The following is a 22,032-nucleotide window of genomic DNA, read 5'->3' on the forward strand; positions in this document are numbered from 1 at the left end:
CGGTAGCTAAGCTCCCCAGCGCTGATGGTACTGCACTCGACAGGGTGTGGGAGAGTAAGACACCGCCGACACATTATTTGAGAAGGGTCCCTTCTCTTCCGGTTAACGGAAGAGAAGGGACCCTTTTTTGTTCCCGCACGGTTCACGCGAACCGGCAAAAAGTGCCTCCTCTGGGAAAAATCACTCGCCCGCACCCGCGGTGGCAACGCGGCGGCCGCCGCGGGCGCCTCGGGTGCGCCGGCCGCGCCCTCCGCAGGCGCGCGGAGGTACCTGGTCGGCCTACTTCGGGCGCTCTAACTGGGGCGATGCTCACTCGGGTGGCGTAGTTCGGGGGCTCGATCGCGAGGTTCGTCCGGCTTAGACTCGGGAGTTAGTGAACTCGTTCACAAGCGGGTTCCCGGGGCGGTCCACCGGGACGAGCGGGCCGCGCCGCGCATTGCACCGGATCAAGGAGTGTCATGACCAGCGCCACCAGCCGCCGCCGACCGGACGAGGACGCCGAGGTGATCGTCGTCGGAGCAGGACCGGCCGGATCGACGGCTGCGACGTACCTGGCCCGCGCCGGCCTGGACGTCCTGCTTCTCGAGAAGAGCGTGTTCCCGCGGGAGAAGGTCTGCGGCGACGGCATCACCCCGAGGGGCGTCAAGCAGCTCATCGACCTGGGCATCGACACCCGCGAGGAAGCGGGCTGGCTGCACAACCGGGGTCTGCGGGTCGTCGGCGGCGGCGTGCGGATGGAACTGGACTGGCCGAGCCTGGCCGCCTTCCCGCCCTACGGCGTGGTCCGCCCCCGCAACGACTTCGACGACCTGCTCGCCCGCAACGCCCAGCGCGCCGGGGCCCGGCTGCTGCAGCAGACCACGGTGACCGGCGCGATCACCGACGAGCGGACGGGCCGGATCGTCGGCGTCGAGGCGAAGGCCGGCCCGGACCGGACCCCGGTCACCTACCGCGCGCCGTTGGTGCTGGCCTGCGACGGGGTTTCGGCCCGGTTGGCGCTGTCGGCGGGCATCGAGAAGCGCGACGACCGGCCGATGGGCGTCGCGGTGCGCCGGTACTATACGAGCCCGCGCACCAAGGACGACTACCTGGAGTCGCACCTGGAGCTGTGGGACCGCTCGAACTCCGACGAGCCGAAGCTGCTGCCGGGGTACGGCTGGATCTTCGGGATGGGCGACGGCACCGTCAACGTCGGACTCGGGATCCTGTCGACCTCCAAGGCCTACGGCAAGACGGACTACCGCCAGCTGATGCGTTCCTGGTTGGACGGAACCCCGGAGGAGTGGGGTTTCCGGGAGGAGAACGCCACCGGCCGGATCGGCGGCGCGGCGCTTCCGATGGGCTTCAACCGGACGCCGCACTACCGGAACGGGCTGCTGCTGGTCGGCGACGCCGGCGGGATGGTCAACCCGTTCAACGGCGAAGGCATCGCCTATGCGATGGAATCTGCCGCGCTGGCGGCGGAATGCGTGGTCCACGCGCTCGCCCGGCCGGCTGGTTTCTCGCGGGAGCAGGCGCTGCGGAGGTACCCGACGGTGGTGCAGCAGGCGCTCGGCGGCTACTTCCGGATGGGCAACATCTTCAGCAAGTTGATTGGCAATCCCACCGTCATGAAGGTGGCCACCAAGCATGGTCTACCGAGGGCGACGCTGATGCGTTTCGTGTTGAAACTGTTGGCAAATCTGTACGACGAGAAGGGCGGCGACGCCATGGATCGTGTGATCAGCACCACTACTCGGCTGACCCCTAGCGCTTGAGCGCAGGAGTCTGGTCAGATGTCCCGAGCAGTGTGCCGGACGTCTCAAAGTTAGGTTCGCCTCACTACGGAGTCGATACGGTCGACCGCATAGAGTGCGCACCGAAGCCGTAGATGTGTTCTGCGTCTCGGCGGGGGCCGCCGAAGGAGGGCAGCGGAGTGCTCGATCCCTACGTCCCGCTGGTGTTGTTGTTCGCACTGGCACTCGCGTTCGCGGTGTTTTCCGTCGCGATCGCGCCGCTGGTCGGTCCCCGCCGTTACAACAAGGCGAAGCTCGACGCTTACGAGTGCGGCATCGAACCGTCGCCGCAGCCGGTCATCGGCGGCGGCCGGATGCCGGTCGCCTACTACCTGACCGCGATGTTGTTCATCCTGTTCGACATCGAGATGGTCTTCCTCTACCCGTTCGCGGTCTCCGCCGACGCCCTGGGCCTGTTCGGCGTGGTCGAGATCGTGCTCTTCATCGCCACCGTCGGTTTCGCCTACGTCTACGTGTGGCGCCGCGGCGGCCTCGACTGGAACTAGCACCGCCAAGCAAGACGACCGCACGACTCTCAAAGGACTAGCCGCAGCGACGCGGGAAGGAGTGCCGGAGATGGGGCTCGAAGAGCAGCTGCCCAACGGCATCCTGTTGGCCAACGTGGAAAAGCTCGTCAACTGGACGCGGAAGACGTCGATGTGGCCGGCGACGTTCGGGCTGGCCTGCTGCGCGATCGAGATGATGACCGTCGGCGGTTCCCGCTACGACATCGCGCGCTTCGGCATGGAGCGGTTCTCCGCGACCCCCCGGCAGGCCGACCTGATGATCGTCGCGGGCCGGGTGACCAACAAGATGGCGCCGGTGCTGCGGCAGATCTACGACCAGATGCCGGAACCGCGCTGGGTGCTGGCGATGGGCGTGTGCGCCTCCAGCGGCGGCATGTTCAACAACTACGCGGTCGTGCAGGGCGTGGACCACGTAGTGCCGGTGGACATGTACCTGCCGGGATGCCCGCCGCGGCCGGAGATGCTGCTGGACGCGATCCTCAAGCTGCACGCCAAGATCATGGACGAGCCGATCAACGCGAAGCGGGCACAGCTGAGGCTGGAGAGCGGCGAGCGCACCCCGATGATCCCGTCCTCCGAGCGGTACGCGCCGAAGAACTGGGCGCAGCGGCGCCGGGCCGAGCGGCAGCAGGCCAAGCAGCGCCAGGAGTTGGGTTCCGATCCGTCGTTGGGGGCGCTGGACCCAGCGCCGAAGCGCCCCCGCGAGCTCAAAGCGGGCAGGTGAGTTCGGTTGGCAGACAATGAATCCCCGTCCTGGGCGATGGAGCCGGCCCGGCAGGGTTCCGCGCCGGTCTCCGGTCACGCCCGGCAGGGCATGTTCGGGGTTCGCGGCACCGGGGACACCTCCGGCTACGGCGGCCTGCGGCTGCCGGCCTACGTGCCGCCGGCAGCGGAGCGCCCGTTCGGCGGCTGGTTCGACGAGTTCGCCGACAACTTCTTCGCCGCGCTGAACGAGCAGGGCCTGCCCGCGGACACCGTGCAGCAGGTGACCGTCGATCGTGGCGAGATCACCTTCTACGTGCAGCGGGACCACCTGCTGGAGGTCTGCCGGACGCTGCGGGACGACCCGGCGCTGCGCTTCGAGCTGTGCAGCTCGGTGTCCGGTGTGGACTACGGCCCGGAGGTGCCGCAGCGGCTGCACTCGGTGTACCACCTGACGTCGATGACCTACCGGCGGCGGATCAGGCTGGACGTCGCGCTGGAGATCGACGACCCGCACGTTCCTTCCGTCGTGCCGGTGTACCCGACCGCCGACTTCCAGGAACGCGAGACCTGGGACATGTTCGGCATCGTCTACGACGGACACCCGGCGCTGACCCGGATCCTGATGCCGGACGACTGGGACGGCCACCCGCAGCGCAAGGACTACCCGCTAGGCGGGATCCCGGTGGAGTACAAGGGCGCCGAGATCCCACCGCCGGACCAGCGCAGGGCGTACTCGTGATGGCCGGGCGGCGGGGGTTTTCCGCGATTTCAATGGAAATCGGACCTTCGATTTCCATTGAAATCGCGGTCCGAGGACCGCAGCACACCGCGGAGAGGTGCTGGAGATGACTACCGAACCACTGGCCGACACCGGCCTCGGCGACCCGCACGCCCATCCGGGCGAGGCGGAGTCGCGGGAGACCACCGAGGGCCGGGTCTACACCGTCACCGGCGGCGACTGGGACGAGTTCATCGACGAGACGGCCGGCGAGGAGCGGGTCGTCATCAACCTCGGCCCGCAGCACCCGTCCACCCACGGCGTGCTGCGGCTGGTGCTGGAGCTCGAGGGCGAGACGGTCACCAAGGCCCGTTCGGTGATCGGCTACCTGCACACCGGCATCGAGAAGAACACCGAGTACCGCACCTGGACGCAGGGTGTCACGTTCGTGACTCGGATGGACTACCTGGCGCCGCTGCACAACGAGGCCGCCTACTGCATGGCGGTGGAGAAGCTGCTGGGCATCGAGGCGCCGCGGCGGGCGCAGGTGTTCCGGGTGCTGCTGATGGAGCTCAACCGGATCTCCTCGCACCTGGTGTTCCTGGCCACCGGCGCGATGGAGCTGGGCGCGACCACCGGCATGACCTACGGCTTCCGCGAGCGCGAAGAGGTCCTGCACCTGCTGGAGTACCTGACCGGCCTGCGGATGAACCACGCGTTCATCCGGCCCGGCGGCGTCGCCCAGGACCTCCCGGTGGACTACCGGGAGAAGATCCTGAACTTCGTCCAGGTGATGGACAAGCGGCTGCCGGACTACGACAAGCTGTTCACCGGCCAGCCGATCTGGAAGCAGCGCCTGAAGGACGTCGGGTACCTGCCGCTGGACGGCTGCATGCAGCTCGGCGTCACCGGCCCGCTGCTGCGCTCCGCCGGGCTCGCCTGGGACCTGCGCAAGATCCAGCCGTACTGCGGCTACGAGGAGTACGACTTCGAGGTGCCCACCAGCACCGACGCCGACTGCTACGCCCGGTACCTGCTGCGGCTGGAGGAGATCCACCAATCGCTGAAGATCATCCGGCAGTGCGTGGACAAGTTCGAGCCCGGTCCGCACATGGTGGAGGACGCGAAGATCGCCTGGCCGGCGAAGCTGAGCATCGGCCCGGACGGCATGGGCAACTCGCTGGAGCACGTCCGCAAGATCATGGGTCAGTCGATGGAGTCGCTGATCCACCACTTCAAGCTGGTGACCGAGGGCTTCGACGTGCCGCCGGGCCAGGTGTACGTGCCGATCGAGTCGCCGCGCGGCGAGCTCGGCTACCACGTGGTCTCCGACGGCGGTACCCGGCCGATGCGGGTGCACGTGCGTGAACCCAGCTTCGTGAACCTGCAGGCGATGCCCGCGATGTGCGAAGGCGGACTGGTGGCCGACGTGATCGCGGCGGTCGCCTCCATCGACCCGGTGATGGGCGGGGTGGATCGATGACCGAGCAGTTCGAGTTCACCACGACGGAAGAGGCGGTCCACGAAACCGCCGACACGTCGGTGTTCGGCGAGGACGTGCGGGCCGACGCGAAGCAGATCATCGCGCGCTACCCGGAGTCCCGGTCGGCGCTGCTGCCGATGCTGCACCTGGTGCAGTCGGTGCAGGGGCACGTCAGCGCCGCGGGAATCCAGTTCTGCGCGGAGCAGCTGGCACTGTCCACTGCGGAGGTCAGCGCCGTCGCGACGTTCTACACCATGTACAAGCGCAAGCCCTGCGGCCAGCACCTGGTGAGCATCTGCACCAACACCATGTGCGCGGCGCTCGGGGGCGACGAGATCTACCGGAAGGTCGGCGAGCACCTCGGTGTCGGGCACAACGAAACCGCCGGCACGCCGGGCGAAGAGGGCTCGATCACCCTGGAGCACGCCGAGTGCCTCGCCGCGTGCGACCTGGCCCCGGTGCTGCAGGTCAACTACGAGTACTTCGACAACCAGACGCCGGAGCAGGCGCTGGAGCTCGTGAAGGCCTTGCAGCGAGGGGAGAAGCCGGCGCCGACGCGCGGTCCCGCGCTCTCCGACTTCCGCGGCGCGGAGCGCCAGCTGGCGGGCTTCTTCGACGACCTCGAGTCCACTGTGGCGGGGCCGTCGGCGGCGGTCGAGACGATGCGCGGCGCGCAGCTGGCCAACGAGCGCGGCTGGACCGCGCCGAGCATGCCCGACGACGCGGAACTCCCGCCGCTGCCGGAGAAGAAGTGAGGGTGGCCATGACCGAACCCAGCACCAGCCCGGTGACCCCGGTACTGACGAAGCGGTGGCTGTCGCCGACCTCCTGGACGCTGCGCACCTACGAGCAGCTGGAGGGCTACACCGCGCTGCGCAAGGCCCTGAAGGCGCACCCCGACCAGCTGATCGAGCTGGTCAAGGGCGCCGGGCTGCGCGGCCGCGGCGGCGCCGGGTTCCCGGCCGGGGTCAAGTGGAGCTTCATGCCCAAGGACCCGGTCAAGCCGCACTACCTCGTCATCAACGCCGACGAGGGCGAGCCGGGCACCTGCAAGGACATCCCGCTGATGATGGCCGACCCGCACTCGCTGATCGAGGGCTGCATCATCGCCAGCTACGCGATGCGCGCCAACCACTGCATGATCTACGTGCGCGGCGAGGCGCTGCACCCGATCCGGCGGCTGAACAACGCGGTCCGCGAGGCCTACCAGGCCAGGTACCTCGGCAAGAACATCCTGGACTCGGGCTTCGACCTGGACATCGTGGTGCACGCCGGCGCGGGCGCCTACATCTGCGGCGAGGAGACCGCGCTGCTCGACTCGCTGGAGGGCAAGCGCGGGCAGCCGCGGCTGAAGCCGCCGTTCCCGGCCGCCGCCGGGCTCTACGCCTGCCCGACCACGGTGAACAACGTCGAGACGATCGCCTCGGTGCCCTTCATCGTCAACGGCGGCGCCGAGTGGTTCCGCAAGATGGGCACCGAGAAGTCGCCCGGCCCGAAGATCTACTCGATCTCCGGGCACGTCGAGCGGCCCGGCCAGTACGAGGCTCCGCTGGGCACCACGCTCCGCGAGCTGCTGGAGCTGGCGGGCGGCATGAAGGACGGCATCCCGCTGAAGTTCTGGACGCCGGGCGGCTCGTCGACCCCGATGTTCACCGCCGAGCACCTGGACGTGCCGCTGGACTTCGAGGGCGCGGCCGAGGCCGGGTCGATGCTGGGCACCACCGCGGTGATGGTGTTCAACGAGACGGTTTCGGTGCCGTGGGCCGTGATGAAGTGGACCCAGTTCTACGAGCACGAGTCCTGCGGCAAGTGCACGCCGTGCCGGGAGGGCACCTACTGGCTGGCGCAGGTGCTGGAGCGGATGGTCGACGGGCACGGCACCGAGGAGGACATCGAAACCCTCCTGGACGTCTGCGACAACATCTTCGGCCGCTCGTTCTGCGCCCTCGGCGACGGCGCGGTCAGCCCGATCGTCAGCGGCATCAAGTACTTCCGCGAGGAGTTCCTCGCGCTGTGTGAGAAGAACAAGACCGGCGAGCCCGCACTGGTAGGAGCGGCCCGATGACCGTGGCACCAAGCTCGAACGACGCTGCGGAAACCCGTCCGCTGCCTCCGGGTTACGTCCGCCTGACCATCGATGGCATCGAGGTCGTGGCGCCCAAGGGCGAGCTGCTGATCCGGACCGCGGAGCGGATGGGCATCACCATCCCGCGGTTCTGCGACCACCCGCTGCTCGACCCGGCCGGGGCCTGCCGCCAGTGCCTGGTCGAGGTCGAGATGGGCGGGCGGCCGATGCCGAAGCCGCAGGCGTCCTGCACCATGACCGTCGCCGACGGCATGGTGGTCAAGACGCAGCAGACCTCGCCGGTGGCGGACAAGGCGCAGCAGGGCGTGATGGAGCTGCTGCTGATCAACCACCCGCTGGACTGCCCGGTCTGCGACAAGGGCGGCGAGTGCCCGCTGCAGAACCAGGCGTTGAAGCACGGCCGGGCGGAGTCCCGCTTCCACGACACCAAGCGGACCTTCGCCAAGCCGGTGCCGATCTCCTCGCAGGTGCTGCTGGACCGGGAGCGCTGCGTGCTCTGCCAGCGCTGCACCCGGTTCTCGAAGCAGGTGGCGGGCGATCCGTTCATCGAGCTGCTGGAGCGCGGGGCGCTGCAGCAGATCGGCATCGGCGAGCAGCAGCCGTTCCAGAGCTACTTCTCCGGCAACACCATCCAGATCTGCCCGGTCGGGGCGCTGACCAGCGCGGCCTACCGGTTCCGGTCCCGGCCGTTCGACCTGGTGTCGACGCCCGGCCAGTGCGAGCACTGCGCGTCCGGCTGCGAGATCCGCAACGACTGGCGGCGCGGCAAGGTGATGCGGCGGCTGGCGGGCGACGACCCGGAGGTCAACGAGGAGTGGATCTGCGACAAGGGCCGCTTCGCCTTCCGCTACGCCACCGCCAACGACCGGATCACCCGGCCGCTGATCCGGGAGAACGGCGAGCTGCGGCCCGCGTCCTGGACCGAGGCGCTGCAGGCGGCCGCGAAGGGGCTCGCCGAGGCGCGTGACGCCGAGGGCGTCGGGGTGCTGCCCGGCGGGCGGCTGACCGTCGAGGACGCCTACGCCTACGCGAAGTTCGCGCGGATCGCGTTGCGCACCAACGACATCGACTACCGGGCCCGGCCGCACTCCGACGAGGAGCTGCGGTTCCTGGAGTCCACTGTGGTCGGCACCAGCCCGGGCAACGGCGTCACCTACCGGGATCTGGAGTCCGCGCCCGCGGTGCTGTGCGTGGCGTTCGAGCCGGAAGAGGAATCGCCGATCGTCTTCCTGCGGCTGCGCAAGGCGGCCCGCAAGCGCGGTGCCAAGGTGTTCCACGTGGCGCCGTGGGTCTCGCCGGGCGTGGAGAAGACGACGGTCATCGTGCACGACGGCGGGCCGGTGCGCACCGGGGCGCTGGTGCCGTGCGTGCCGGGCGGCGAAGCGGCGGCGCTGCGCGAGCTCCCGTCCGATGTGGACGAGGCGCTGCGGCAGCCGGGAGCGGTACTCCTCGTCGGCGAGCGCGCCGCAGAGGTACCCGGGCTGTACTCGGAGATCCTGCGCACCGCGCAGCGGACCGGCGTGAGCGTCGCTTGGATCCCCCGCCGCGCCGGCGAGCGCGGTGCGATCGAGGTCGGCGTCCTGCCGACGCTGCTGCCGGGCGGGCGCCCGGTGGCCGACGCCGAAGCCCGCGCCGAGCTGGAGCGGCACTGGGGCCTCGCCCCGGCCGCCCTGCCCGCCCGCGCCGGCCGCGACGTCACCGGAATCCTCGCCGCGGCGGCCGCCGGAGACCTCTCCGGGCTGGTCGTCGGTGGCGTCGACCCCAACGACCTGCCAGACCCGGCGCTCGCCGAGAAGGCGCTGCGCCGCGCGGGCTTCGTGGTCAGCCTGGAACTGCGGCCGAGCGCGGTCACCGAGCACGCCGACGTGGTGCTGCCGATCGCGCCGAGCACCGAGAAGGCCGGCAGCTACCTGAACTGGGAAGGCCGCCACCGCGAGTTCCGCACCACCATCGACGGCACCGGCGCGCTGCCGGACTGCCGGGTGCTGGACACCCTCGCGGTGGAGATGGACGTGGACCTGTTCACGCAGACCCCGGCCGCCGCGCTCGCCGAGCTCGAACGCGTCGGGCCGCACCTCGGTGCGGGGCTGCCCGCACCGGACGAGCCGCCCGCGGCGGCGCCGAGCCCCGGCGCGGGGCAGGCGGTGCTGGCGACCTGGCGGCAGCTGCTGGACAACGGATCGATGCAGTCCGACGAGCCGAACCTGGCCGGCACCGCGCGGCGCACCGTCGCGGTGCTCTCGCCGCGCACCGCGCAGCGGATCGGGCTCGGCGCCGGGCAGCGCATCGAGATCAGCACTGCCAAGGGCGCGATCGTGCTCGCGGCGGAGCTCGCCGAAATGCCCGACGACGTGGTGTGGCTGCCAGCCGACTCCGGTGCCTCGAAGGTGCACCGGACGCTGGGCGTCGGCCACGGCGCGGTCGTCGACATCGCCGCCACCACGGCGATGTCTCCCGCCGCCGGAAACGGCCACGGCGGCACGACCCACCTCGACGGGGGGAGAGCATGACCAGAACCGCGGAACTGCTCGCCGACGATCCGCTCTGGCTGATCCTGCTGAAGGTCCTCGTGATCTTCGTCTTCCTGGTCGTCATGACGCTGTTGACGATCTGGGCGGAGCGCCGGGTGATCGGGCGGATGCAGCACCGGCCCGGCCCCAACCGGGCGGGCCCGTTCGGGATTCTGCAATCGCTGGCGGACGGCCTGAAGCTGGCCTTCAAGGAAGACATCCGGCCGGTGCTGGCCGACAAGTGGGTGTACTTCCTGGCCCCGGTGATCTCCGCGACGCCCGCGCTGGTGTCGTTCTCGGTGATCCCGATCGGCCCCGAGGTCACCATCTTCGGCGAGCCCACCGCGTTGCAGCTGGTGGACCTGCCGGTCGGCCTGCTGGTAGTGCTGGCCTGCGCCTCCATCGGCGTCTACGGCATCGTGCTGGCCGGCTGGGCCTCCGGCTCGCCGTACCCGCTGCTGGGCTCGCTGCGCTCGGCGGCGCAGGTGATCTCCTACGAGATCGCGATGGGCCTGTCGTTCGTCGCGGTGATCATGTACGCGGGCACGCTGTCCACCTCGGGCATCGTCGAGGCGCAGAAGGACGGCTGGTTCTTCCTGCTGCTGCCGTTCAGCTTCTTGGTCTACGTGGTGTCCATGGTCGGCGAGACCAACCGCGCCCCGTTCGACCTGCCGGAGGCGGAGTCGGAGCTGGTCGGCGGGTTCCACACCGAGTACTCGTCGCTGAAGTTCGCGCTGTTCTTCCTCGCCGAGTACATCAACATGGTCACCGTCTCGGCGCTGGCGACCACGCTGTTCCTCGGCGGCTGGCACGCGCCGTGGCCGCTGTCGCTGATCGGCGACGGGGTGCTCAACACCGGTTGGTGGCCGGTGCTGTGGTTCCTCGGCAAGACGGTGGCGTTCCTGTTCTTCTTCATCTGGCTGCGCGGCACGCTGCCCCGCCTGCGCTACGACCAGTTCATGAACCTGGGCTGGAAGTTCCTGGTCCCGCTCAGCCTGCTGTGGATCATCGCGGTCACCGTGATCCGGGCGCTGCGCAACGAGGAAGCGGTCAGCTCGCAGCAGTTCCTCATCGGCGGCGGCATCGTGATCGCGATCCTGCTGGCGGCGACGTTCCTGATCCCGGACCGCAAACCGGCCAAGGACGCCGACGAGATCCCGCTGGCCGGCAGCGGATACCCCGTTCCGCCGCTGGACCTGCAAGTCCCCGAGACCCCGCCGCGCCGCACCCCGGTGCACAGCGGTGCCGACCGCACTGCGGGCGAGGTCGCGGGTCCGGAAGGCGAGGAGGCGCCTCATGGGAATGTTTGATCCGATCAAGGGCTTCGGCGTCACCTTCTCGACCATGTTCAAGAAGGTCGTCACCGAGGAGTACCCCGAGGTCAAGAAGATCCCGGCGCCCCGGTTCCACGGCCGCCACCAGCTCAACCGGCACCCGGACGGGCTGGAGAAGTGCGTCGGCTGCGAGCTGTGCGCGTGGGCGTGCCCGGCCGACGCGATCTTCGTGGAGGGCGGCGACAACACCGAAGAGGCCCGGTACTCGCCCGGTGAGCGCTACGGCAAGGACTACCAGATCAACTACCTGCGCTGCATCGGCTGCGGGTTGTGCATCGAGGCCTGCCCGACGCGCGCGCTGACGATGACAAACGAGTACGAGACCGCCGACGACAACCGCCAGGACCTGATCTACACCAAGGCGGACATGCTGGCGCCGCTGCTGCCAGGCATGGAGCAGCCGCCGCACCCGATGCGGCTCGGCAACGACGAGCAGGACTACTACGTGCGCGGGCCGGAACTGGCCAAGCAGCGTGGGGTTCCGGCGGAGCAGACGGTCGAGTCCGGGCACGAGGAGGCCGGGAGATGACCATCGAAGCGGTGCAGTTCCTCGCGCAGGCCCCCAGCGGCGTGGTGGGCACCGGCGAGACGGTGGCCTTCTGGGTGCTCGGACCGCTGGCGCTGGTCGGCGCGCTGGGCATGGTGTTCGCCCGCAACGCGGTGCACTCCGCGCTGTGGCTGGTGCTGACGATGCTGTGCCTGGGCGTGCTCTACATGGCGCAGAGCGCACCGTTCCTCGGGTTCACGCAGATCATCGTCTACACCGGCGCGATCATGATGCTGTTCCTGTTCGTGCTGATGATGGTCGGCCGCGACTCGTCCGACTCGGTGGTCGAGGTCCTGCGCGGGCAGCGGTTGTGGGCCGGGATCGGCGGCATCGGCCTGGCGGCCCTGCTGGTGTCCGGCCTGGCGCGGGCGCTGGTCGAGGTGACGCCCGCCGCGCCGCTGGACCCCTGGACGCCGACCGGCGGCGGCGCCGGCGGCCTCGGCCGGTTGATCTTCACCGACTACCTGTTCCCGTTCGAGCTGACCTCGGCGCTGCTGATCACCGCCGCGGTGGGCGCGATGGTGCTGGCCTACGGCGGCAAGGGCCGCGGCCCGCGGCTGAGCCAGAAGGAGCGGGCCGAGGCCCGGTTCCGCGGCTCCCGCCCGTCGCCGCTGCCCGGGCCCGGCGTGTACGCGACGGCCAACTCGGTCGCCGTCCCGGCGCTGCTGCCCGACGGCTCGGTGGCGCCGGAGTCGCTGTCCGAGCTGCTGGAGAACCTGCCCGCGGACCGGCTCGGCGACGAGCGGCGCGCGGTCGCAGGCCAGCAGCCGGCGCCCGACCCGCACGCGTTGACCGGCGGGCACCACGAGGAGACGCCCCCGGTGCCAGAGCAGAAGCCGCCGCACACCAACGGGAACGGGGCCCACCAGAACAACGGCCACGAGTCCGAGCACGTCTCCTCCGAGGAGGTCCGGCAGTGACCCCCACCTACTACCTGCTGCTGTCGGCGTTGCTGTTCACCATCGGCGCCGTCGGGGTGCTGGTGCGGCGCAACGCGATCGTGGTGTTCATGTGCATCGAGCTGATGCTCAACGCGGTCAACCTGACGCTGGTGACCTTCGCGCGCATCGAGGGTTCGGTGCACGGGCAGGTCATGGCCTTCTTCGTGATGGTCGTCGCCGCGGCCGAGGTGGTGGTCGGCCTGGCCATCATCATGTCGATCTTCCGGACGCGTCGCTCGGCCTCGGTCGATGACGCAAACCTGCTGAAGTACTGAGAGGGCGCGTGGTGACGGCAAATACGATTACCGCGGCGATGAATTCCGGGGCCTTCCTGACCGGGACCAACCCGGACGTGGTCAGCGCGGCCGGCGCGATCCAGCAGAACGCCTGGCTGCTGGTCGGGTTCCCGGCGCTGGGCGCGTTGATCCTGCTCGTCGCCGGGCGCCGGGCCAACGGCTGGGGCCACATCCTCGGCTGCGCCACCGTGATCGCGTCGTTCGTGTACGGGTTGCTGCTGTTCAGCTCCATCGCCGGGATGCCGGAGAGCGGCCAGGTGCGGGAACTGCACATGTTCTCGTGGATCCCGGTGAACGCGCTGCAGGTCGACTTCGGGCTCCGGATCGACCCGCTGTCGATGGTGTTCGTGCTGCTGATCACCGGCGTCGGCTCGCTGATCCACGTCTACTCGATCGGCTACATGTCGCACGACCAGGAAGGCCGCACCGGGCGGGACAACACCGAGCGCCGCCGGTTCTTCGCCTACCTCAACCTGTTCGTCGCGGCGATGCTGGTCCTGGTGCTGGGCAACAGCTTCGTGACCCTGTACCTCGGCTGGGAGGGCGTCGGTCTCGCGTCGTACCTGCTGATCGGCTTCTGGCAGGGCCGGCCGTCGGCGGCCGCGGCGGCGACCAAGGCGTTCGTGATGAACCGCGTCGGCGACGTCGGGCTGGCGCTGGCGATCTTCCTGCTGTTCGCCAACCTCGGCACCACGCAGTACACCGAGGTCTTCGCCCGCGCCGGTGAGCTCACGCCGGGCGTGCTGCTGGCCATCACGCTGTTGCTGCTGCTGGGCGCCTGCGGCAAGTCCGGCCAGGTGCCGCTGCAGGCGTGGTTGCCGGACGCCATGGAGGGCCCGACCCCGGTGTCCGCGCTCATCCACGCGGCGACGATGGTCACCGCGGGCGTGTACCTGATCGCGCGGTCCAACCCGCTGTTCACGCTCTCGCCCGGCGGGCAGCTGGCCGTCACCATCGTCGGTGCGGTGACGCTGCTGGTCGGCTGCATCATCGGCTGCGCCTACGACGACATCAAGAAGGTCCTGGCGTACTCCACGGTCAGCCAGATCGGCTACATGATGCTGGCCGTCGGGCTCGGGCCGGCCGGGTACGCGCTGGGCATCATGCACCTGCTCACCCACGGCTTCTTCAAGGCCGGGCTGTTCCTCGGCGCCGGTTCGGTGATGCACGGCATGAACGACGAGGTCGACATGCGCAAGTTCGGCGGCCTCTACCGGTTCATGCCGATCACCTTCGCCACCTTCGGGCTCGGCTACCTGGCGCTGATCGGCTTCCCGTTCCTGTCCGGGTACTACTCGAAGGACGCGATCATCGAGGCGGCGTTCGGCCAGGAGGGCTGGCGCGGCTGGGTGTTCGGCGGCGCGGCGATGCTGGGCGCGGCGATCACCGCGTTCTACATGACCCGCCTGGTGCTGATGACGTTCTTCGGCGAGAAGCGCTGGGAGAACCTGAAGGCGAGCAACGGCAAGGACTTCCACCCGCACGAGTCGCCCGCGGTGATGACCGCGCCGATGATCGTGCTGGCCATCGGTTCGGTCGCGGCGGGCATGTTCCTTGCCGGCGGCGACCGGCTGGTCGGGTTCCTGGCGCCGTCGCTGGGTGAGCTGCACGAGGCCGAGCACACCGCGATCCCGCACGCGCTGATCCCGGTGCTGACCGTCGCGCTGTCCGCGCTGGGCGCGCTGATCGCCTGGCTGGTGGTCGGGCGCAGGCCGGTGCCGGTGGAGCGCCCGGAGCGGGTTTCGCCGATCGTCCGCGCGGCCCGCGCGGACCTGGGCGGCAACGCCCTGAACAACGCCTTGGCGGTGCGGCCGACGTTCGGCCTGGCGCGCGGACTGGTCACCGTGGACCGCAAGGGCGTCGACGGCGCGGTCAACGGCATCGCCGGATTCCTCGGCTTCAGCTCCGGCCGCCTGCGCCGGCTGCAGACCGGTTTCGTCCGGTCCTACGCCCTGTCCATGCTCTTCGGCGGAATCCTGGTGATCGCCGCCCTGATGGCAGTGGGGATCCCGACATGACGACCTGGCTGCGCCCCGGACCGCAGTTTCAATTGAAACTGCACGTCCACTGTGGACTCGGTTGGCCGAGTGAGCTCCGGGAGGAGATCCGATGACCCTGCTCCTCGCACTGATCCTGCTGCCGATCGTCGGGTCGGTGGTGGTGGCGCTGCTGCGCGGCAACGCGCCGGTGGCCAAGTGGACCGCGCTCGGGTTCTCCTTGGTGGAGCTGGTGATCGCGCTCGCCGCGTGGGCCGCCTACGACCCGGCGGGTCCGCGGCTGCAGCTCACCAGCTCGGTGGAGTGGATCCCGGCGTTCGACATCCGGCTCTCGTTCGGCGTGGACGGCATCGCGCTGGTGATGATCGCGGTGATCGCGCTGCTCACCCCGCTGGTGCTCGGCTACAGCTGGGGCGAGCGGCTGCCCGCCGGGCGCACCCACGGCGGTTTCTTCTCGTTGCTGCTGCTGGAGCAGGCCCTGACGGTGGCGGTGTTCGCCGCGACCGATCTGTTCCTGTTCTACGTGCTCTTCGAGATCATGCTGATCCCGATGTACTTCCTCATCGGCGGCTACGGCGGCGAGAAGCGCACCTACGCCGCGGTGAAGTTCTTCCTGTACTCCTTCCTCGGCGGCCTGATCATGCTGGCCTCGGCGATCGGCGCGTACGTCTACAGCGCAGAGGTCACCGGCACCGGCACCTTCGACTGGGCGACGCTGGTGCCAGTGCTCTCGGAAGCACCGACCAGCGTGCAGGTGTGGCTGTTCCTCGGGTTCTTCACCGCGTTCGCCATCAAGGCCCCGCTGATCCCGTTCCACACCTGGCTGCCGGACGCGGCGCAGCAGGCGCCGATCGGCGTGGCCGTGATCGTCGTCGGCGTGCTCGACAAGGTCGGCACCTTCGGCTTCCTGCGCTACAGCCTGCCGCTCACGCCGGAGGCGTCGAAGCTGCTCGCCCCGCTGGTGCTGGTGCTCGCGGTGATCGGCGTGCTCTACGGCTCGCTGCAGGCCTTCGGCCAGACCGACCTCAAGCGCTTCATCGCCTACGTGTCGATCGCGCACTTCGGCTTCATCGCGCTGGGCATCTTCGCGTTCACCTCGCAGGCGCAGGTGGGCGCGGTGTCGTACATGATCAACCACAGCATCGCGACCGGCATGCTGATCCTGGTGATCGGCATGGTGATCGCGCGCGGCGGCTCCACCCGGATCGCCGACTACGGCGGCATGGCGAAGGTGGCGCCGCTGCTGGCCGGCACGCTGCTGATCGCCGGGCTGAGCACCCTGTCGCTGCCGGGCACGAACTCGTTCATCAGCGAATTCCTGGTGCTGGTCGGCGCGTTCCAGACGCAGCCGGTCTACACGGTGCTCGCCACCATCGGCATGGTGCTGGCCGCCGTCTACGTGCTCTGGCTGTACCAGCGGACGATGCAGGGCCCGGTGCGCGGCGACGCGCTGCTGGGCACCGCCGGTGGCCCGGGTGCGGTGACCGACCCGAACAAGCCGGGCGCGCACCGGCTGCGGGTGGCCGACCTCGGCGCCCGCGAGATCGCGGTGCTGACCCCGCTGATCGTGCTGGTGCTCGCGTTGGGCTTCTACCCGAAGCCGGTGTTGGACGTGATCAACCCGTCGGTCGCGGCAACCATGAGCGAGGTCGGCGTCACCGACCCCGTGACCTCGCAGGGAGGTAACTGACAGTGGGTGCTTTGACGCAGGGGCCGGCTGCCTTCGCGCAGCTCCCGCCCGTGGAGATCCCGCCGATCGACTACGCGGCCATCGCGCCGGTCCTGGTGATCCTCGGCGCGGCCTGCCTGGCGATCCTCGTCGAGGCGTTCCTGCCGCGGCACCAGCGCTGGTCGGTCCAGGTCGGGCTGAGCCTGGTGGCGATCGTCGTCGCCGGGGTGGCGCTGGCGGTGTACGCCCGCTCCGGCAGCACCGGCGTGACCACGCTGTCCGACACCCTCGCGATCGACCCGCCCACGCTGTTCCTCTGGGGCACGCTCCTCGCGCTCGGCCTGGGCGCGATCCTGCTGATCGCGGACCGCTCGGTGGAGCCGGGCGGCGCGTTCGTCTCCGAGTCGCGGGCGACCGACGGGCCGGGCGCGATGACCCGCGCGGCCGCCGGGGTCGCGGGGATGCGCACCGAGGTCTTCCCGCTCGCCCTGTTCTCGCTCGGCGGGATGATGGTGTTCTGCGCGGCGAACGACCTGCTGACGATGTTCATCGCGCTCGAGGTGCTGAGCCTGCCGCTGTACCTGATGTGCGGGCTGGCCAAGCGCCGGCGGCTGCTGTCGCAGGAGTCGGCGGTCAAGTACTTCCTGCTCGGCGCGTTCGCCTCGGCGTTCTTCCTGTACGGCCTGGCCCTGCTCTACGGCTACGCGGGTTCGGTGAAGCTGCAGGCGATCGCGGACGCCACCGCCGGTTCGGACCGCTCGGACACGCTGCTGTTCGCCGGGCTCGGCCTGCTGCTGGTGGGCCTGCTGTTCAAGGCCTCGGTCGGCCCGTTCCACACCTGGACCCCGGACGTCTACCAGGGCGCCCCGACCGCGGTCACCGGCTTCATGGCCGCCTGCACCAAGGTCGCCGCGTTCGGCGGGATCCTGCGGGTGCTGCAGGTCGCGTTCCAGGCCTCCAGCTGGGAGTGGCGCGGCGTGCTGTGGGCCGTCGCGATCGCCTCGATGGTCATCGGCGTGGTGCTCGGCCTGACGCAGCGCGACATCAAGCGGATGATCGCCTACTCGTCCGTCGCGCACGCCGGGTTCATGCTGATCGGCTCGCTGGCGCTGACCGGTCGCGGCCTGTCCGCCACGCTGTTCTACCTGCTGGCCTACGGGTTCACGACGATCGCCGTGTTCGGGGTGATCAGCCTGGTGCGACGCGCCGATGGTGAGGCAACTCACCTTTCGGACTGGGCGGGGCTGGCGAAGCGTTCTCCGCTGGTCGCAGGGGTGTTCACCTTCCTGTTGTTCGCCCTCGCCGGCATCCCGCTGACTAGCGGTTTCGTCGGGAAGTTCGTGGTGTTCGAGGCGGCGCTGGCCGACGGCATGGCGCCGCTGGTGGTGGTGGCCCTGGTGGCCAGTGCGGTTGCCGCCTTCTTCTACCTTCGTGTCATCGTGCTGATGTACTTCAGCGAACCCGCCGAGGACGGCCCCACCGTCAGCGTGCCGGGTGCGTTCACGACAGCGGCGATCACGCTCGGTGTGGTCGTCACGCTGTTGCTGGGCGTGCTGCCGACTTTGGCGCTGGACTGGGCGAACGTCGGCGGCTTCGTGTCGTAGAGTGCTCGCCCGTAGGGCGAACCGGGGGAGCGAAGGCGACGGTGACGTGAGCAAGCCAGCGGGTGACCCGATCAACGACCTGTCCGCGGGTGGATTGGGCGGGTTCGTCGACATCGCCGACGAGGCGTTGGCCGACTCGGTGCGGCAGGGCATGGACCGGGTGGAGCGGCTCCTGCGCGAATCCGTGCGCAGCGACCTCGAGTTCGCCACCCGCACCTCGCTGCACCTGGTGGACGCGGGCGGCAAGCGGTTCCGGCCGCTGTTCACGCTGCTGGCCGCGCAGTTCGGCAACCCCGCCGCGGACGAGGTGATCAAGTCCGCCGCGGTGATCGAGATGATCCACCTCGCCACGCTGTACCACGACGACGTGATGGACGAGGCGACCATGCGGCGCGGCGCGACCAGCGCCAACGCCCGCTGGGACAACTCGGTGGCGATCCTGACCGGTGACTTCCTGTTCGCCCAGGCGTCCCGGCTGATCGCCGATCTGGGCGGCGCCGCGGTCCGGGAGATGGCGGGCACCTTCGAGGCGCTGGTCACCGGGCAGATGCGGGAGACCGTCGGGGTCGGCGAGGACGAGGACGCGGTCGAGTTCTACCTGAAAGTGATCTTCGAGAAGACCGGATCGCTGATCGCCACCGCCGGGCGGTTCGGCGCCTGGTTCTCCGGCGCGGACGAGGCGACGATCGACGCCCTGGAGCGGATCGGCCGGATCATCGGCACCGGTTTCCAGATCTCCGACGACATCATCGACATCGCTTCGCCGGCCAAGGAATCGGGCAAGACCCCGGGTACCGACCTCCGCGAGGGCGTCCGGACGCTGCCGATGCTGTACGCGCTGGCGGACCCGGCGACCTCCCCGCGGCTGCGCGACCTGCTGTCCCGGCCGCTGAGCGAGGACGCCGAGGTCGACGAGGCGCTGGAGCTGCTGCGCGGGTCCAGCGGGCTCGCGCGGACCCGCGCCACCCTGGACGAGTACGCCGACGACGCCCGCAAGGAACTCGCCTCGCTGCCGGACGTCCCGGCCCGCGAAGCGCTGTCGATGCTGGTCGACTACGTGGTGGCGCGCACCCGCTGATCGCCGGCTGAACCTGTTTCCAGGCTTGTTCTGCGTGGCGGTGCGGGTGGCGGCCCCCTGCGGAGTTGATGCGGCCTTCTCGCTGTGGGATCCCCGGTGGGCGCCGTGAACCCGCAGCGGTGTGAGTTGCTTGGGTGGGCCAAGCGGCTGCGCCGCTTCGAAGAAGAAGCACACGTGCCCGGAAAGTTGTGCAAGCACCACCCACGTGTGTCACGAGCCGGTCAAGCTGGTCCGCGGCCGGGGTGCCGCGTGATAGGTATCCCCGGAGAACTGGCGGCGCTGCTGGAGCCCTGAGGAGGGACATCTCTCGTGATCACCTGGCTGTTCACCCAGGTGTGGCTGTGGAGCCTCGCCGCGTTCGCATTGGGTGCGCTGATCACCTGGCTGCTCTTCGTCCGCCCGCTGCGCAGGCAACTGGCCGAACTCACCGCTGGCTACCCGGAGGGCGAGTACCTGTACGAGCAGGACGAGTCGGCCGTCGCCGGAGCCCCGCTGGACCTGCTGCAACCCGCGCCGCCGCGCTGGGAGCGGCCGGACGACCCCGAGGTCGGCGACTGGGGCCGGGCCCCGCGTGCCTGGGTGGCGCCGGAGAAGGCCAATCCCGAGCGGTCCGACTCGGACAGCGAGTGGTTCCGCCAGTGGGACGAACGCGTGAACGGGGTCGACCAGGCCGACGCCGCCGTGACCGCGGTGCAGCCGCGAGTGCCACCGGCGGCTGAGGCCCCGAAGCCGGTGGCTCCGAAGCCCGAGTTCCCGAAGTCCGAGGAGCCGGATGCGGACGAGCCGACGGAGTCGGTGAAGCCGGTGCAGCCGCCCGCGGAAGCGCCGGTGGAACCGCCGGCCGCGGAGCGGAAGGCGGAGGAGCCCGCGACCGACATCTCGGCGTGGCCGGAGGCCGAGCCCGAGGAGTCGCGGACCTCCGGGCGGCTCGAAGACGCGGACGACGCGACGGAGTCGCGGTTGTCCGGGCAGCTGCGGTCGCTGTTCGAGAACGTGGAGCCGCGCAGCGGCGCAGCGGCCGAGACGCCGTACGTGCCACCGGTCGGAGCGGATGCGACGCAGGTGATCCCGAAGGTCGCAGACCGAGGACCGGAGAGCGCGGACAGCGCGGACAGCGCGGTGGGGTCGGCGGAGCCGCCGCCGCTGCCGCGGCGGACGCCCGGCGCCGGCCCGCGGCCCGGTCGGGAGGGCGGCTCGGGGCCGATGATCAAGGGGCACTCCGCGTCGAGGCAGTACCACAGCCCCGAATCGCCGGCCTACGACAAGATCGTCGCCGACGTGTGGTTCCGCACCCCGGCCGACGCGGAGATCGCCGGTTTCGAGCCCTGGAACGGCCAGCGCACCACCTGAGCGCTCCGCCTGGCCGGACGTTCGGCCAGGCCTTTCCTCACTCCGGTTGGGGCTGGCGTTCCAGGAGCCGGGAGAGCACCACGGTGGACACCGTCCGGCTCACGAACTGGACCGACCGCAGGCGCTCCATCGCCTCTTCGAGGTGGTGGATGTTCGCCGCCCGCAGGTGCACGATCGCGTCCGCCTGCCCCGACACCGTGTAGGCCGCGACCACTTCCGGCAGCGGTTCCAGGCCGTTGCGGATCCGGTGCGCCGGGACGTTTCCCTCGCAGTGCACCTCCACGAACGCCTCCGTGCCCCAGCCCAGCGCCTCCGGGTCCACGACGGCCGTGAACCCCTGCAGCACGCCCTGGTCCAGCAGCTTGTCCACCCGGCGCTTCACCGCGGGCGCCGACAGGCCCACCTCCGCGCCGATCTCCGCGTAGCTCGCCCGGGCGTCGGCCACCAGGCGCGAAATGATTCGTTGGTCCAAGGCGTCCATACGCAACATTCTGCCGTAAAAAACGAACGTAGCGTTATTGATGGGTGGTCAGGAGAACACTTAGATTTCGATTCATGACGGTTACCGCCGGTTCGGCTCTCGAGGCCCTCGCGCCGCCCCAGGCCACCACGCGCCACTACGTGATGTGCGCGCCCAAGTACTTCACCGTCGAGTACTCGATCAACCCGTGGATGGACCCGGGCAAGCCGGTGGACACCGACCTGGCGATGGTCCAGTGGACGGAGCTGAAGCGCGCCTACGAGCGGCTCGGGCACGTCGTCGAGCTGGTCGAGCCGCAGCCGGGCCTGCCCGACATGGTGTTCGCGGCCAATTCGGCGACCGTGATCGACGACCGGGTGCTGGGCGCCCGGTTCCGCGCGCCGCAGCGGGCCGCCGAGGCCGAGCACTTCCGGCGCTGGTTCGTCACCCGCGGCTACCGGAACCTGGTGATGCCGTCCCGGATCAACGAGGCGGAGGGCGACTTCGCCTGGACCGGCCGGGTGCTGCTGGCGGGCAGCGGGTTCCGCACCGATCCGGAAGCGCACGCGGAGGCCCAGGAGGTGCTCGGGGTGCCCGTGGTCTCGCTGCGCCTGGTCGACCCGCGCTACTACCACCTGGACACCGCGCTGTTCGTGCTGGAGCGCGGCGAGCGGGCGCAGATCGCCTACTTCCCGGATGCCTTCTCGCCCGGGTCGCGCCGCGTGCTGGAGCGGATGTTCCCGGACGCCGTGATCGCCGACGCCACCGACGCCGCCTGCCTCGGCCTGAACGGGGTTTCCGACGGGCGGCACGTGGTGCTGCCGGCGGAGGCGACCGGGCTCGCCGCGCAGCTGGCCGCCCGCGGCTACGAGCCGGTCCTGCTGGACATCTCCGAGCTCCGGAAGTCCGGCGGCGGCCCGAAGTGCTGCACGATGGAACTCCACGCCTGAGG

General features: G+C 69.9%; 19 protein-coding genes. 18 read left to right on the forward strand and 1 reads right to left on the reverse strand.

Annotation, left to right across the window (positions count from 1 at the left end; all coding sequences use genetic code 11):
* Window positions 1–458: 458 nt before the first annotated feature.
* The 17 genes from AB0H93_RS21985 to AB0H93_RS22065 all read left to right on the forward strand — a co-directional run bounded on the left by AB0H93_RS21985 (window position 459) and on the right by AB0H93_RS22065 (window position 20,620).
* Window positions 459–1,757 (forward strand): geranylgeranyl reductase family protein, encoded by a 1,299-nt coding sequence (locus AB0H93_RS21985; protein WP_358574888.1) that lies wholly within the window; start codon window positions 459–461, stop codon window positions 1,755–1,757.
* A 113-nt stretch (window positions 1,758–1,870) separates the two neighbouring features.
* The gene (locus tag AB0H93_RS21990; protein ID WP_044577159.1) at window positions 1,871–2,281 is read left to right on the forward strand and encodes an NADH-quinone oxidoreductase subunit A; all 411 of its coding nucleotides are present in this window, start codon (window positions 1,871–1,873) and stop codon (window positions 2,279–2,281) included.
* Between the two features lie 70 nt (window positions 2,282–2,351).
* Complete coding sequence (locus AB0H93_RS21995) at window positions 2,352–3,026, forward strand: NADH-quinone oxidoreductase subunit B family protein (RefSeq protein WP_358574890.1); 675 nt, start codon at window positions 2,352–2,354, stop codon at window positions 3,024–3,026.
* A gap of 36 nt (window positions 3,027–3,062) precedes the next feature.
* On the forward strand, window positions 3,063–3,746 hold the full coding sequence (locus tag AB0H93_RS22000) for an NADH-quinone oxidoreductase subunit C (RefSeq protein ID WP_358575046.1): 684 nt from the start codon (window positions 3,063–3,065) through the stop codon (window positions 3,744–3,746).
* Window positions 3,747–3,852: 106 nt separating this feature from the next.
* The gene (locus AB0H93_RS22005) at window positions 3,853–5,208 is read left to right on the forward strand and encodes an NADH-quinone oxidoreductase subunit D (protein WP_358574892.1); all 1,356 of its coding nucleotides are present in this window, start codon (window positions 3,853–3,855) and stop codon (window positions 5,206–5,208) included.
* On the forward strand, window positions 5,205–5,963 hold the full coding sequence (gene nuoE / locus AB0H93_RS22010; RefSeq protein ID WP_358574893.1) for an NADH-quinone oxidoreductase subunit NuoE: 759 nt from the start codon (window positions 5,205–5,207) through the stop codon (window positions 5,961–5,963). Before AB0H93_RS22005 ends, nuoE begins: the two co-directional genes overlap by 4 nt.
* An 8-nt stretch (window positions 5,964–5,971) precedes the next feature.
* Window positions 5,972–7,273: an NADH-quinone oxidoreductase subunit NuoF gene (gene nuoF / locus AB0H93_RS22015; protein ID WP_358574894.1), complete on the forward strand. Its 1,302-nt coding sequence runs from the start codon at window positions 5,972–5,974 to the stop codon at window positions 7,271–7,273.
* Window positions 7,270–9,804 (forward strand): NADH-quinone oxidoreductase subunit G, encoded by a 2,535-nt coding sequence (locus AB0H93_RS22020; RefSeq protein ID WP_358574896.1) that lies wholly within the window; start codon window positions 7,270–7,272, stop codon window positions 9,802–9,804. The genes nuoF and AB0H93_RS22020 overlap by 4 nt, the downstream gene beginning before the upstream one ends.
* Window positions 9,801–11,114, forward strand: a complete 1,314-nt coding sequence (nuoH, locus tag AB0H93_RS22025; protein ID WP_358574897.1) for an NADH-quinone oxidoreductase subunit NuoH — start codon at window positions 9,801–9,803, stop codon at window positions 11,112–11,114. The genes AB0H93_RS22020 and nuoH overlap by 4 nt, the downstream gene beginning before the upstream one ends.
* Window positions 11,101–11,667, forward strand: a complete 567-nt coding sequence (gene nuoI, locus AB0H93_RS22030) for an NADH-quinone oxidoreductase subunit NuoI (protein WP_093265735.1) — start codon at window positions 11,101–11,103, stop codon at window positions 11,665–11,667. The genes nuoH and nuoI overlap by 14 nt, the downstream gene beginning before the upstream one ends.
* A complete protein-coding gene (locus tag AB0H93_RS22035) occupies window positions 11,664–12,605 on the forward strand; it encodes an NADH-quinone oxidoreductase subunit J (protein ID WP_358574898.1) in 942 nt (313 codons plus the stop codon). The genes nuoI and AB0H93_RS22035 overlap by 4 nt, the downstream gene beginning before the upstream one ends.
* On the forward strand, window positions 12,602–12,901 hold the full coding sequence (gene nuoK, locus AB0H93_RS22040; protein WP_093155324.1) for an NADH-quinone oxidoreductase subunit NuoK: 300 nt from the start codon (window positions 12,602–12,604) through the stop codon (window positions 12,899–12,901). The genes AB0H93_RS22035 and nuoK overlap by 4 nt, the downstream gene beginning before the upstream one ends.
* Window positions 12,902–12,999: 98 nt before the next feature.
* A complete protein-coding gene (nuoL, locus tag AB0H93_RS22045; protein ID WP_358575047.1) occupies window positions 13,000–14,940 on the forward strand; it encodes an NADH-quinone oxidoreductase subunit L in 1,941 nt (646 codons plus the stop codon).
* A gap of 91 nt (window positions 14,941–15,031) precedes the next feature.
* On the forward strand, window positions 15,032–16,609 hold the full coding sequence (locus AB0H93_RS22050) for an NADH-quinone oxidoreductase subunit M (RefSeq protein WP_358574899.1): 1,578 nt from the start codon (window positions 15,032–15,034) through the stop codon (window positions 16,607–16,609).
* Window positions 16,610–16,620: 11 nt separating this feature from the next.
* Window positions 16,621–18,192, forward strand: coding sequence for an NADH-quinone oxidoreductase subunit NuoN (gene nuoN / locus AB0H93_RS22055; RefSeq protein ID WP_358575049.1), 1,572 nt, complete (start codon window positions 16,621–16,623; stop codon window positions 18,190–18,192).
* 46 nt (window positions 18,193–18,238) lie between these two features.
* Window positions 18,239–19,270 carry a polyprenyl synthetase family protein gene (locus AB0H93_RS22060; protein ID WP_358574901.1) on the forward strand — a complete coding sequence of 344 codons (1,032 nt, stop codon included), beginning with the start codon at window positions 18,239–18,241 and terminating at the stop codon, window positions 19,268–19,270.
* A gap of 309 nt (window positions 19,271–19,579) precedes the next feature.
* Window positions 19,580–20,620: a hypothetical protein gene (locus tag AB0H93_RS22065; protein ID WP_358574902.1), complete on the forward strand. Its 1,041-nt coding sequence runs from the start codon at window positions 19,580–19,582 to the stop codon at window positions 20,618–20,620.
* A 37-nt stretch (window positions 20,621–20,657) separates the two neighbouring features.
* Here AB0H93_RS22065 and AB0H93_RS22070 read toward each other — a convergent pair whose 3' ends face one another.
* Window positions 20,658–21,101, reverse strand: coding sequence for an Lrp/AsnC family transcriptional regulator (locus AB0H93_RS22070; protein WP_358574903.1), 444 nt, complete (start codon window positions 21,099–21,101; stop codon window positions 20,658–20,660).
* A 74-nt stretch (window positions 21,102–21,175) separates the two neighbouring features.
* Here AB0H93_RS22070 and ddaH point away from each other — a divergent pair, with 74 nt between their 5' ends.
* Window positions 21,176–22,030 (forward strand): dimethylargininase, encoded by an 855-nt coding sequence (gene ddaH, locus AB0H93_RS22075; protein ID WP_358574904.1) that lies wholly within the window; start codon window positions 21,176–21,178, stop codon window positions 22,028–22,030.
* Window positions 22,031–22,032 lie beyond the last annotated feature (2 nt).

Source organism: Saccharopolyspora sp. NPDC050642, assembly GCF_040654735.1.
GTDB classification, from domain to species: Bacteria; Actinomycetota; Actinomycetes; order Mycobacteriales; family Pseudonocardiaceae; genus Saccharopolyspora; species Saccharopolyspora elongata.